Consider the following 11875-nt stretch of genomic DNA (forward strand, 5'->3'; position numbering starts at 1 on the left):
CCGTGGAGGGGGGGCACGCGCCGGGCCCGCCTCCCCCACCGTCCACCGACCGACCGCAGGGTCCGCCGTTCGCGGGACGCGCCCCGAGCCCCGACGCGCCCCGGACCTACTCCCGTTAGGGACCGGCACCGCGCCGGAGCGAGCGGACGGCCCGCGACGACACTGGAAACGGAAAAGCAACCCCTATGAACCCCCGTCAGCGACGCGGCGTCCTGCTCATGGTCGTTGCCGCTATCGGCGCCGTCGCCGTGTTCGCCTCCGTGTTCACCTACCTGAACAGCCAACAGGAGCGCCTCGGCGAGTTCGCGACCGTCCTGCGGCTGACCGAGGCCGTGGACGCCTACCAGCCCATCGGCGAGGAGTCCGTGGAGCGGATCGAGGTGCCCAGCATGTACTTCGACCCGGAGGTCTTCCTCACCGACCTGGCCCAGGTGGAGACCCCGGCCGACCAGCAGCTCGTCGCCGCCTCACACCTGGAGGCGGGCGTCTACCTCCAGCGGGGCATGGTGCAGCCCCAGCCCACCCTCACCGCCGGGGAGCGGGAGATCGCCATCATGGTCAACGCCGAGACCGGCGTGGCGGGCAAGGTGCGGCGCGGGTCGTTCGTGGACATCTACGGCACCTTCCCCGCGCGCGACCACGGCGAGGCGTGCGCGGTGCGGGTCATCACCGAGGTGGAGGTCCTCGACATCGGTGAGCTGCGCACTCAGGAGGAGGAGGGCGGCGGCGTGGCCGGGGTGGTCCCGGTGACCTTCCGCCTGGACCCGCAGGCGGCGCTCCGGCTCGCCTACGCCGAGGACTTCTCCAGCGGGCTCAGGCTGGCCCTGGTGAGCGCCGACGGCGGCGGCGGAACCCCGGAGGAGTCCGAGTTCTGCAGCGGGGACTTCGACGACCTCGTCGCCGGGGGAACGGCCGACGAGAGCACGACACCGGACGAGGGCGGGACGGCCGACGAGCGGCGCGTGCCGCATGGGGGGTAAGCGTTGAACTTCCGTGTCCTGGCGGGTATGCCGACCTCGGAGTCGGAGATGGTGCTCGCCGCGCGCTTCGAGGAACTGGGCAGCGCCTCCCTGGTGGCCTCCAGGGCCACCACGACGGCGCTGATCGACGCCGCCGGGGAGTTCCCGGAGATCGACGTGGTCCTCATCCACCAGGATCTGGGCCCGGCGCCGGTGTTCGAGGCCATACGCGACCTGTCCCACCGCCATCCCCAGGTGGCGATCCTGCTGGTGTCTCCCACGATGGACCCCGACACGTTCACCGGGGCCATGGAGGCCGGGGCGCGGGGGGTGATGCCCGACGACTGCGGGATCGCCGAGCTGGAGAGCCGGGTCACCAAGGCCGCCGAGTGGTCGCGGACGCTGCGCCGCCACCTGGAGTCGGCGTCGATGGACCTGCCCGCGTCGGGTGTGCGGGGCCGGGTCGTGGCGATCAGCGGCGCCAAGGGCGGTGTGGGCACCACCACGTGCGCCGTGCACCTGGCGATGGCCGCGGCCGCCGCCGAGCGGGTCGTGTGCCTGGTCGACCTGGACCTGCAGACCGGCGACCTGCCCGCGTTCCTCAACCTGCGCCACCGCCGCTCCATCAGCGACCTGGTCGAGGCCGGGGACAACATCACCCCCGGCATGCTCGCGGAGACCCTGTACGTGGACCCGCGGGGCCCGCACGTGCTGCTCGCCCCCGAACACGGCGAACGCGGCGAGGACGTCGGAGCCAGCGTCGCCCGGCGGGTGCTGAGCGCGCTCAGGTCCCGGTACGAACTGGTGGTGGTGGACTGCGGGTCCACCATGAACGAGGCCACCGCGATGGCGGTCGAGCTGGCCGACAGCGCGGTCGTCACCGTCACTCCGGACGTGCCCGCGATGCGCGGCGCCCAGCGGCTGATGAGCATGTGGGAGCGGTTGCAGGTGCGTTCGCACACGGACGTGTACTCGCTGGTCACCCGGCACAGCCGCAAGAACGAGATCCAGCCGGACTTCCTCCAGCAGTTGCTGGGCACCCGGGTGCTGCGCACACCGGTCCCCGCCGCCTACCGCGCGCTGGAGCCCGGCGAGAACAACGGCGACCCCACCAAGGTGACCGACGAGGGGCTGCGCAGGGCCTTCTCCCGGCTGGCCGCGGAACTGGACCTGCTGAACCCGCCCGCGCAGCCCGGCGGCGGCGGGGGTTCGGCCACCCCGCCCGCGGGGCTGGGCGGGTTCGCCTCCCTGTCCGAGCGGCGCGGCGGCGGGCCGTCCACCCGTGACGTGTCCGGCTTCCTCAACGCGTCGGGGGCCAGCCCGTCGCGCGCGGCGGCCAACGGGCAGGCCTCCGTGCCGCCGCTGGGCCAGCCCTTCGGCGGGCGCCCGGGTTCGGGGCCGCACGGGGGCGGAGGAGGCCGCGGTGGCTTCGGGAGCTGAGTCCGCCCTCCGTCGGGAGTCGGGCCGGAGCCGGGGCCCGGTGAGCCGTGCGCCCCGGCGCGGCCCACGGGCCTTGCGGGGGCCGCGGGGTCGCGGGGCTCGGCCGGACCCGCGGCGCGCTGGCCCGCGACGGCGCGTCGACCGCGGCGGGGTCATCGTGGAGTTCGCCGCGGCGGTGCCGTTCATGATGCTGGCGCTGGCCCTGGTCTGGCAGGTGCTGCTGCTCGGCATCACCGCCATGTACGCCTCGCACGGTGCCGCCGAGGCCGCCCGCCAGGCCGCCGTGACCCCGGACGAGATGGCGCGCGTGGACGAGGAGGCCCGCAAGCGCGTCCGGCCGCCGTGGGACGGCGCGGACGTGATGTCCGTGGAGGTCGTGGAGCGCGACGGCGCGCGCTACGCCCGGGTGACCATGGCCATGCCCATCTTCCTGCCCGGGGCCTCGGGGCCCTGGGACGTCACCGGCGAGGCCCGCGTGGTCACCGAGGTCGAGCCCCGGGGAGCGACGCGGTGAGCGCGCGACCGGTCGGGCGGACCGCTGCGGGCCGCACCCGCCGAAACACCGAGGACCGCGACCCCCAGCCCGGGGGCCGGCGGGATGCCCGAGGCCGGGAACGGCGGAGCGCCGCAGACCGCGCAGGGCGGCGCCTCCTGCCCGGAAGCCGACCGCGCCGGGACGACGACCGGGGCGGCCCGCTGCTGGAGTTCGCCGCGATCTTCCCGATCCTGCTCCTGGTCTCGGTCATCGCCGTCGAGGCCTTCCTGGCCTTCGTCGCGGTCGAGCGGCTGGAGTCCGCGGCCCGCGCCGGGGCGCGGGTGGCCGGGGCCGAGCGGCTGGAGGGCGCGGAGGCCGCCGCCCGCGCGGCGCTGCCGTCGTGGCTGGACGAGGCGACCGTCACCAGCGGCGTCAACGAGCACGAGGGCTTCTACGTGGAGGTCTCGCACCCGCTGCCGATCGTGTTCTCTGCGGCGGGCCTGGACCTGACGCTGACCCGGCGCGTGGAGATGCCCGATGTGTGAGGTCGACGCGGTGCGCCGTACGCGCCGGGGCACCGCCCCGGCAGCCGGGGAGAACGCAGCCGAAGCCGTGTCGGGGCGCCGCGCGGCGGGACGTGTGCCCGCCGCGCCGGCCCCAGGGGGAAGGAGAGCAGGGCCATGGGTCTGAAGGACCGTCTGGAGGAGGACCGCGCCGTCGAGGGGCGCTCCGAGCGCAGCAGCGTCACGCACTGGCGCAGGCGCCTGCTGGAGGAGATCAACCTGGAGGACCTCACCAGGCTGACCCTGGCCCAGCGCCGGGTGCGCCTGGAGAAGGTCGTGGGGCACATCCTCACCCGCGAGGGCCCGGTGCTCTCCGACAGGGAGCGTTCGGCGCTCATCCGCCGGGTCGTGGACGAGGCCTTGGGCCTGGGCGTCCTGGAGCCGCTGCTGGCCGACGAGACAGTCACCGAGATCATGGTGAACGGCCCCGACAACGTGTTCATCGAGCGCGGCGGCCGGATGCAGCGGGTGGACGCCGCCTTCAACGGCGAGGAGCAGCTCTACCAGACCATCGACCGCATCGTGTCGCTGGTCAACCGCCGCGTGGACGAGTCCTCGCCGATGGTGGACGCGCGGCTGCCCACCGGCGAGCGCGTCAACGTGATCATCCCGCCCCTGTCGCTGTCGGGCCCGGTGCTGACCATCCGGCGCTTCCCCAAGCCCTATCCCATCGACGAGCTGGTGCGGATGGGGAGCCTGGACTCGCCAACCGGCATCCTGCTGGCGGCGATGGTGCGGGCCCGCTTCAACATCGTCGTGTCCGGCGGCACCGGTACCGGAAAGACGACCTTCCTCAACGCGATGTCGGCGTTCGTGCCCTCCGACGAGCGCATCGTCACCATCGAGGACTCGGCCGAGCTCCAACTGATGCAGGACCACGTGGTGCGACTGGAGTCCAGACCGCCCAACATCGAGGGCCGGGGCGAGATCGCCATCCGCGACCTGGTGCGCAACGCGCTGCGGATGCGCCCGGACCGCATCATCGTCGGAGAGGTGCGCGGCTCGGAGACCATCGACATGCTCCAGGCCATGAACACCGGCCACGACGGGTCGCTGGTGACCGTGCACGCCAACTCGGCCGACGACGCCATCCACCGTTTGCAGACCCTGGCCACCCTGAGCGACGTCAACGTGCCCTACGAGGCGATCCGCGACCAGATCAACAACGCGGTGGACGCCATAGTGCACCTGGGCCGGTGGCCGGACGGGTCCCGGCGGGTCAACGAGATCGCGGTGGTCTCCTCACGGCGGCGCGAGGAGTTCCGGCTGGACCCGGTGATGCAGTTCTCCGCCCTGCCGATGGGCCCCAACCGGGCCGTGGAGGGCGAGTTCCGGCACTTCCCGCTGCCCCGGCACATCGCCGGGCGGATCTACCACGTGGGCGAGGCCATCCCCGCGGCCTTCGGGGTGGTCACCGACGAGCGCCCCCGCAGCGGCTGGTGAGGCCCTCCCCCGCGCCCAGGCGGGCGCGCCCCCCGATCGGAATGGAGCTCCGGTGACCTGGCAGTTCGTGGCGATCCTCAGCGGCCTGGCCGTGGTGCTGGCCCTGGCGCTGTGGGCGCTGTGGGAGTTCGTGTCCAGCGCACAGCACCGGCGGTTGATCGCCGCCCGCAGCGCCCTGGACCAGGCCGAGTACGAGGCGTCCACGCCCATGGCGCGGCTGGACGCGGCCATTTACCGCACCCAGTGGGGCGGGCGGTTGTACCGCAGGATCGCCCGGTCGGGCGCGGACGTGCGCCTGTCCACGTTCGTGCTAGCGCTGCTGGGCGGTTCGCTGCTGGCGGTGATCGTGGTCTGGCAGGTGCTGGCGCCCTTCTTCGGCCTGCTGGCGGCGGCCGGGGTGGCGTTCCTGTTCTTCTCCTACCTCAACCGCGCCGAGGCCAAGCGGCGCGAGGAGTTCACCTCCCAGTTGCCGGACCTGGCCCGGGTGCTGGGCAACGCGACCTCTGCGGGCCTGGCCCTGCCCACGGCCGTGGCGATGGCAGCCGACGAGCTGGACGGGCCCGCGGGCGAGGAGCTGAGCCGCATGGCCGAGTCCATGAAGCTGGGGGCCGGCTTCGAGGAGGCCGTCGCGGAGCTGCGCGGTCGCATGCCTTCCCGTGAGCTGGGGGTCCTGCTGTCCACGCTCGTGGTGGCCTCGCGCTCGGGCGGCTCCCTGGTCACGGCGCTGCGCAACATCTCCACCACCCTGGAGAACCGCAAGGAGACCCGGCGCGAGGTGCAGACCATCCTCAGCGAGACCACGAGCACCGTGTGGGCGCTGGGGTTCATGTCGGTGGGCGCCCTGTTCCTGATCAACGCCATCGAGCCGGGCATCATGCGCGTCATGACCACGTCCGTGGCGGGGGTGGCGGTGCTGCTGGTGGTGGCCGCGCTGTTCGCCATCGGCTTCGTGCTGGTGTCCCGCATCACCAAGTTCGACCTGTGAGGACCGCTCCCCGATGAACGCCCCCCTCTCCCTGCTGGTGCCGCTCGCCGCCGCTCTGGCCAGCGTGCTGGTCGTGCTGGTCGCGTGCTACGGCCTGTACCTGATGATGTCGCAGACCCGGGTGCGGGTGGACGACCCGGCCGCGCGCCCGCCGCGGATACGGTCCGACGACACGTTCGTGCTGCACCGGATCACCGAGGCGATCGGACGGCCGTTCGCCCGCTCGCTGCACGCGTCGCTGAGCCAGCGCCGCCTGATCTCCGTCTCCGAGCGCATCGAGGCGGCGGGGAGGCCGGAGGGGCTGACCCTGGAGCGCTACCTGCGGCGCAAGGTCGGCGAGGTGGCGCTGTACGGCACCCTGGGCCTGCTCATGTTCGCCTCGGGGAACCCGCTGGTCGGGTTGGTGGTGCTGGCCTTCACGGGGCTGACCGACCTGAGCCTGTACGTGCAGGGCCAGGAGCGCGGCGACAAGGTGCAGTCGCAGCTTCCGGACTTCCTGGACGTGCTGGCGGTGACCGTGAGCGCGGGGATGTCGTTCCGGGCGGCGGTGGCCCGGGTGGCGGAGTCGATGCCGGGAGTGCTCGCCGACGAGTTCGCGCTGGCCCTACAGCAGATGGAGCTGGGCACCTCGCGGCGGGAGGCGTTCGAGATGCTGCGCCGACGCAACCGCAACGAGTCGTTGAGCAAGTTCGTGACCGCGATCCAGCAGGCGGAGGAGCTGGGCGCTCCGCTCAGCGACACCCTGGTCGCCATCAGCCAGGACATGCGGCGCGCCGACGCCCAGTACATGCGCCGCAAGGCCCAGCGGATGAACCCCCGGGTGACGATGGTGACCGCGGTGACCCTGCTCCCGGGCCTGCTCATCCTCATCGTCGGGTCGATGTTCCTGGGCACAGAGGTCAACCTCGGCCTCATCCTGGGCGGCTGACCAGGGCGGCCCCCGGGGGGCACGGGGAAGGCGCGGGCAGGCCGCCCTCCCCGAGGCGGCCGACGGCCGCGGGGCGCGGCGGAGGTTCCCCGCGGACCCCGGAGGCCGCCGGTTCCGCCGGGCTCTAGGCCGGACCGGTGGGCGGGAACGGGATCTCGGCCAGGGCCGGGATCAGCTGGGCCTCCTCGTAGTCCAGGTGGGCCTCCAGTTCCCGGGCCATCCGGTCCAGCTCCGCGCGGAAGCGCTCGGGGTCGGCCGTGGACAGGTCCGAGATGAGCGCCTCCAGCTCACCGCGGACGCGGTCCACGGTGCGGTGCTCCTCCGACAAGCGCCGCAGCGCCTCCTCCAGGTGAGGGGCCTGTCGGCCCAGCGCCGGGAAGACACCGGACTCCTCACTGGTGTGGTGGAAGTGCAGGGACTCGCAGAAGGCCAGACAGTGCTGGCGCAACTGGAGGCTGAGCCCCAGCGTTGGCGGGCCGTCCCCGTCCGCAACGGCGGCGCGCTCGGCGAGGTGGGCCTCGGCCTCGGTGCGCACGTGCGCGAGCTGGCCGCGCAGCCAGGCGTGGATCTCCACGAGCTTGTCGGCGAGGTTGGCGACCTCGGCGGGTCCGTCCGCGTGGACGCGGTCCAGGGCGACCACCGGCAGGACCCGCTCGGTTCCGTCCTGGTAGTCGGCGTATCCGGAGTCCGCTCGGACGAACTCGGCGAACAGGCGGTCGCGTTCGGCGCCCTCGGCGGGGACGGCGACGGCGTCGAACGTCTCGGTGCCCAGTTCCACGCGCACCACGGGGTGGGCGAGGACGTTGCGGTACCAGTCGGGGTGGCGGTCCGAACCGCCCGCGGAACCGACGACGAGTACGCGGCCGTCGACGCGGACGAAACCGAGCGGGGTGGTGTGCTCGCGGCCGGAGCGGGCCCCGACGGTGGTGAGCAGCAGGAGGTCGCCGCCCTCGAACATGCCGCCGACGCGGCCCCCGTTGGCGCGGAACTCCGCCACGACGGGGGCGTTGAAGTCGCTGACGCGGGGTTCGGCGGTCCGGACGTGCGGGTTTTCGGTCACAGGTCTCCTTCGGGATGGTGGTCATGGGCGCGACCGACCCCGAAGGCACCCTCGGCGGCCCGGGCGCGTGGGCGCACGGGCGGCGGGTGTACGTGACAGGGGACCCGGGCGTGGCCGGGCCGGAAGAGGACTCCGGGGAGGTCGCGAGGGGTCTGGGCGCGTTCGGGCGCGGCTGGGGCCGACGCCGTCGGAACGGCTAGACGCGGTCCGCGGTGTGTGTGCTCACAGTGCGCTCCCCGGATGTCGAGGTGCCTCCATACCTACCGACCTGCCCACTGCTCTGTGGTCGGTGGCACGCGGCACGGAGGCGAACCTACACCATCGGGCGGAGAAGCGCCACAGGTGAGCGGGGGCCGCCCTCGTCGCGCCGTGGCGCGGGTCTTCGGGGAGCGGAGCCTGAGGTCGCCGGAGATCCCCCGGCAGGTCCGGGAAGCGGGACCCGGGGACCGTCCCGCTGTCCCGCGCCGGGTTCCGGCGCGGCGCGCGGAGTCCTCGGCCCCGGCCAGGCGTGCGCGACCCCGCCCCCGGTCGAACGCGCGGGTACGGGGGCGGAGTACGGTCACCGGTCGCAGCCCGCGCGGGAGTCCACCGGTCACCGTACCGACCGGTTCCCCTGCTCAGTCGCCGACGGGCGCGGGAGCGGCGGGCCGGACCCGTCCGGGATCGGGGACGCCCAGGTCGGGGGTTCCACCGAGTTCCACGAACGTGTACCGCGTGTACCACCGCTCCGGTCCGGGGGCGGCGGGGTCCAGGAACGGGACCGGAACCCCCTCCGGCACCGGGCGTCCGTTGAGCGGTCCTCCCCCGGCGCCCTCCGTCGCGAAGCTCAGCGGGACCCCGTCCTCCGTCGCGACCAGGACGAACGCCGTGGCGGTCTCCCCCGGGCCTCCCCCGGCGGGGAACGCGCACTGACTGGACTGCGGGCCCATGGTTGCGTAGACCTGTACCGACCGTACGTTCCCAGGCATACCCGGTATCGGGTCGGCCCACGAGCCTTCCGGGACGCGAGTCACACGCCCTGCGCCGGTACCGGCGCCGAGCGACCGGGAACCGGGCATCGCTCCGCGGCCGGCGGCGGCGCGGACTCCGCGCGCCCGCGGCTATCGGGCGGGGGCGCTCTCCTCGCCGGAACGAGGGGCCGTGGCGTCGCGGCACGCCAGCACCGAATCCAGCAGACCGGGGAAGCGCCCCTCGAGCTCCTCGTCGCGCAGCGAGATGAAGCACCGCGTCCCCTCTGTGCGGTTCTGCACCAGACCGGCGTTGCGCAGGATCTTCAGGTGGTGGCTCAGGGTCGACTGGGCGATGGGCAGGTCGATGTCCTTCCAGGCGCGCTCCCCGTCCATGTCGGCGAGCATCCGCACGATCCGCAGCCGGGTCGGCTCGGCCAGCGCGGCGAGAACCGTGACCAGTTCCACCTCGTGGAGGGCGGGGTGCGCGTGCTCCCTGGGAGCCAAGACGGTCCTCCTCATGCGGCGCCCGGCCGGGACCAGGCGAGATTTGGCTCATGGACAGTCGGAAGTGTACCTTCGTAATTCGATGTTCGTCGAATATCGAACGCGCAGGCCGACCGGGGACACGGACCGATCCCCCCGTCACGGCCTCGCAGCCGGACCCGCCACGCAACAGGGGGAAGAGCCACCATGTCCGACGTCGCGCTGTCGGTGCTCGACCACGCCAGCATCGCCGAGGGGTCCACGCCCGGTGACGCGCTGCGTTCCGCCAGAGAACTCGCCCAGCACGCGGAGCGGCTGGGCTACAAGCGCTTCTGGCTCTCCGAGCACCACAACATGCAGGCCATCGCGAGCGCCGCCACGTCCGTCTCCCTGGGCTTCATCGCCGAGGGGACCTCCACCATCCGGATCGGCGCGGGCGGTGTCATGCTGCCCAACCACTCGCCCCTGGTGATCGCCGAGCAGTTCGGCACGCTGGAGTCGCTCTACCCGGGACGGGTGGACCTCGGCCTGGGCCGCGCGCCGGGCACCGACCCCCGCACGATGATGGCGCTGCGCCGCGACCACAGCGCCTCGGCGACCTTCCCCAACGACGTGCAGGAGCTCCAGGCCTACTTCGAGCCCGCCGAGCCCGGCCAGCCCGTCCGCGCCGTCCCCGGCGAGGGGTTGCGGGTGCCGCTGTGGATCTTGGGGTCCAGCCTCTTCGGCGCCCAACTGGCCGCGCAGCTCGGCCTGCCCTACGCGTTCGCCTCGCACTTCGCCCCGGACGCGCTGCACGAGGCGTTGAAGGCCTACCGGGAGGCCTTCCACCCCTCACAGCAGTCGGGGCAGCCTTACGCCATGGCGGGGGTGAACGCCTTCGTCGCCGACACGGACGAGGAGGCCCAGCACCTGTTCACGACGATGCAGCAGGCGTTCCTCGGCACCCTGCGCGGCGCGCGGGGGCGGCTGCGACCACCGGTGGAGAACCTGGACACCGCATGGCGTCCGGGGGAGAAGGAACGACTGGACCACATGCTTCGTTACTCGTTCGTGGGTTCCCCGGAAACAGTCCGTCGCAAGCTCGATCTGTTCGTCGCTGACACGGGCGTGGACGAGCTGATGGTGTCGTCGATGATCTACGACCAGAAGGCTCGCCTGCGCTCGTTCGAGCTGCTGGCGGAACTGGCCGACCTCAAGCGTCCGGACCAGGGCTGACCCCACCTCCCCGCACAGGGAGACGGTCAAGGGTGGCGGCGCCTGATCTGCGGGCAGGCAGCGGCGCCGCCTTCCCGGTGCGGGAGCGCCGGGCGGGGTTCGCGCAGAACCCCGCCCGGCGCCTGGCTCCGGAGCGCGGTGAGGCTCCGGGCCGGACGGGAGCTTTCGGGCGGAGGGGTTCAGTCGCCTCCGCCGCCGCCACCGTCGCCGCCTCCACCGCCGCCGTCACCGCCTCCCCAACCGCCGCTGGAGCTGCTCCCGCCGGACCCGGCGTCGCCGCCTCCCCAGCCACCGCCGTCACCGTAGTGACCGAAGTCACCGCCCCACCCCTCGGCGCCGACCGAACGGTCGTCGGCACCACCCGGCTCCTGGCACAGCTCGGCGAACAGGCACAGGCTCTCCAGCGTGACGGCTCCGGAGTCCGCGCCGCCCGTGTGGGCGGCGGCGGGAACCGGGTCCTGCTGGACATGCGCGGACCCGTGGCCCGACCCGGCCCTGCTGACCTGCTGGCGGGACGCGGACGCGCGCAGTGAACGAAAGCCCGTGACCGCCGTGTGCCGGACCGCGTGGTCACGGGCCATCGTGCCGGCCGGGGCCGCCCCGGTGGACCCTGCCTCCGGAACGCCGTACCTCCGGCGGGCCAGCTCCAGCACCGCGTTGCCCGCGGGGGTGTTGGGGCTGAGCGTGGGGCCTCCGGTCGCCGCCATGGCCACCTGGGCGGCGACCAGGGCGGCCAGCGCGCCGAGCCCCGCGACCAGGAGGCCGAGCGCGACGGTGCCCGGCTCCACCAGGAAGAGCACGGCCGCGCCGGCGGCGGCCAGGATCGCGACGGACCCCATCCGCCGGATCGTCCTGGGGGTCCTCTCGCGGCGGCGCAGCGCCCGGCGCAACTGCGGGGAGTCGACGATCAGGTCGGACTCGGCCAGACCGGCGCGCAGCTTCTCCACACCCCGGCCCGCGACGATCCGTCGCAGCATCTCCAGGGCGCTGACGCCGACGCGTTTGCGGAAGACCTTCACCAACTCCCGGCGGACGCCGTCCCTCTCGTGCGTGTAGGGACGGGAGGGGCCAACGAGGGTGAAGAGCCCGCCGGCGGACTGCTGGCGGATGCGACCGCTCAGGAAGGCGTCCATGACCGCGGTCTCCCCGACGCGGACCGGGCCTCCCGCGAGCAGGGCCAGTTCGTTCGGTTCGAGCCCGTCCGGGTCGGGCGGGGGCTGGTCGGTGGGTGCGGGACGGCGGAGCGCCGCTCTGAGGGCGGATCCACCCCTCAGGACAACGGAGAGCGGAACGCCTCCGATCACCAGTCCCGCGATCAGGGATGCCGCCAGGGGAAGGGCCGGGCTGGGGTCCAAACCGCCACCTCTCGTCTTC

At 73.4% G+C, this 11875-nt stretch carries 12 protein-coding genes; 8 read left to right on the forward strand and 4 right to left on the reverse strand.

All coding sequences use genetic code 11. The annotated features are described in order from the left end of the window. Positions 1-185 precede the first annotated feature (185 nt). The 7 genes from cpaB to ABD54_RS22645 all read left to right on the forward strand — a co-directional run bounded on the left by cpaB (position 186) and on the right by ABD54_RS22645 (position 6793). Positions 186-980 (forward strand): Flp pilus assembly protein CpaB, encoded by a 795-nt coding sequence (cpaB, locus tag ABD54_RS22615; protein WP_047871545.1) that lies wholly within the window; start codon positions 186-188, stop codon positions 978-980. 3 nt (positions 981-983) lie between these two features. Continuing rightward, a complete protein-coding gene (locus ABD54_RS22620) occupies positions 984-2399 on the forward strand; it encodes an AAA family ATPase (protein WP_047871546.1) in 1416 nt (471 codons plus the stop codon). Positions 2400-2556: 157 nt separating this feature from the next. Then, positions 2557-2913 (forward strand): hypothetical protein, encoded by a 357-nt coding sequence (locus tag ABD54_RS22625; protein WP_047871547.1) that lies wholly within the window; start codon positions 2557-2559, stop codon positions 2911-2913. A gap of 137 nt (positions 2914-3050) precedes the next feature. Then, positions 3051-3419: a TadE/TadG family type IV pilus assembly protein gene (locus ABD54_RS22630; RefSeq protein ID WP_047871557.1), complete on the forward strand. Its 369-nt coding sequence runs from the start codon at positions 3051-3053 to the stop codon at positions 3417-3419. Positions 3420-3554: 135 nt separating this feature from the next. Continuing rightward, the gene (locus ABD54_RS22635) at positions 3555-4880 is read left to right on the forward strand and encodes a CpaF family protein (RefSeq protein WP_047871548.1); all 1326 of its coding nucleotides are present in this window, start codon (positions 3555-3557) and stop codon (positions 4878-4880) included. 52 nt (positions 4881-4932) lie between these two features. Next, positions 4933-5865 (forward strand): type II secretion system F family protein, encoded by a 933-nt coding sequence (locus tag ABD54_RS22640; RefSeq protein WP_047871549.1) that lies wholly within the window; start codon positions 4933-4935, stop codon positions 5863-5865. A 13-nt stretch (positions 5866-5878) separates the two neighbouring features. Further along, entirely contained in the window at positions 5879-6793 is a 915-nt protein-coding gene (locus ABD54_RS22645) for a type II secretion system F family protein (protein WP_047871550.1), read from the forward strand. A 124-nt stretch (positions 6794-6917) separates the two neighbouring features. On the opposite strand, the gene ABD54_RS22650 is transcribed toward ABD54_RS22645, so the two are convergent. The 3 genes from ABD54_RS22650 to ABD54_RS22665 all read right to left on the reverse strand — a co-directional run bounded on the left by ABD54_RS22650 (position 6918) and on the right by ABD54_RS22665 (position 9307). Further along, entirely contained in the window at positions 6918-7853 is a 936-nt protein-coding gene (locus ABD54_RS22650; protein ID WP_047871551.1) for a nitroreductase/quinone reductase family protein, read from the reverse strand. 617 nt (positions 7854-8470) lie between these two features. Further along, the gene (locus tag ABD54_RS22660; RefSeq protein ID WP_235432159.1) at positions 8471-8821 is read right to left on the reverse strand and encodes a hypothetical protein; all 351 of its coding nucleotides are present in this window, start codon (positions 8819-8821) and stop codon (positions 8471-8473) included. Between the two features lie 132 nt (positions 8822-8953). Then, positions 8954-9307 (reverse strand): helix-turn-helix transcriptional regulator, encoded by a 354-nt coding sequence (locus ABD54_RS22665; protein ID WP_200904177.1) that lies wholly within the window; start codon positions 9305-9307, stop codon positions 8954-8956. Positions 9308-9493: 186 nt separating this feature from the next. Between ABD54_RS22665 and ABD54_RS22670 the strand changes: the two genes are divergently transcribed. After that, positions 9494-10501, forward strand: coding sequence for an LLM class flavin-dependent oxidoreductase (locus ABD54_RS22670; RefSeq protein ID WP_047871555.1), 1008 nt, complete (start codon positions 9494-9496; stop codon positions 10499-10501). 179 nt (positions 10502-10680) lie between these two features. Here ABD54_RS22670 and ABD54_RS22675 read toward each other — a convergent pair. After that, a partial coding sequence (locus ABD54_RS22675; RefSeq protein ID WP_327137020.1) for a TIGR04222 domain-containing membrane protein occupies positions 10681-11875 on the reverse strand: 1195 nt, incomplete at its 5' end.

This window comes from Nocardiopsis sp. RV163 (assembly GCF_001029525.1).
GTDB classification, from domain to species: Bacteria; Actinomycetota; Actinomycetes; order Streptosporangiales; family Streptosporangiaceae; genus Nocardiopsis; species Nocardiopsis dassonvillei.

Excerpts from the sequence above, each read along its gene's own strand:
- ABD54_RS22645 (WP_047871550.1), top strand. The coding sequence starts at position 5,879 with ATGAACGCCCCCCTCTCCCTGCTGGTGCCGCTCGCCGCCGCTCTGGCC.
- ABD54_RS22660 (WP_235432159.1), bottom strand. The coding sequence starts at position 8,821 with ATGCCTGGGAACGTACGGTCGGTACAGGTCTACGCAACCATGGGCCCG.
- ABD54_RS22670 (WP_047871555.1), top strand. The coding sequence starts at position 9,494 with ATGTCCGACGTCGCGCTGTCGGTGCTCGACCACGCCAGCATCGCCGAG.
- ABD54_RS22635 (WP_047871548.1), top strand. The coding sequence starts at position 3,555 with ATGGGTCTGAAGGACCGTCTGGAGGAGGACCGCGCCGTCGAGGGGCGC.
- cpaB (WP_047871545.1), top strand. The coding sequence starts at position 186 with ATGAACCCCCGTCAGCGACGCGGCGTCCTGCTCATGGTCGTTGCCGCT.